We start from the raw sequence: 440 nt of genomic DNA on the forward strand, positions 1-440 counted from the left end.
GCACCGCCACCGCCGACGCGCTGCTGCCCTTCGGCAACGTCAGCAGCGGTGCGGCAGGCGCCACCACCGGCACCTTGAACATCACCGTGAACTGCTCCACCGCCGCACTCAGCCTGATCGCCACCACCGGCATCCGCGTCTGCATCGGCCTGGGCAATGGCACCGGCGGCACCAGTACTTCGCCGTGGCGGACAATGGTCAACGGCAGCAGTGATCCGCTCAATTTCCAGATCTACAACGTCGCCAACTACAGCGAAGTCACCGGCCTGGCACCGCGCGGTACACCGCCTGCACAGGAACTGACGATGACCTACAACGTGCCGCTGATCGGCGGCTCCGGAAGCCGTACCACGCAGTTGTTCGCACAGATTCCGGCCAACCAGGTGCTGGCCTCCGGCAACTACAGCAGCACCTTCACCGGTGCCAACGTGGTGCTCACC

General features: G+C 65.2%; 1 protein-coding gene. It reads left to right on the forward strand.

Translation table 11 applies throughout. The features are described from left to right. Window positions 1-440 (forward strand): spore coat protein U domain-containing protein (locus tag LC417_RS22330; protein ID WP_223566367.1); only part of this gene is annotated, 440 nt, incomplete at both ends.

Source organism: Pantoea sp. OVA07A (assembly GCF_019969975.1).
Taxonomy (GTDB): domain Bacteria; phylum Pseudomonadota; class Gammaproteobacteria; order Enterobacterales; family Enterobacteriaceae; genus Pantoea; species Pantoea agglomerans.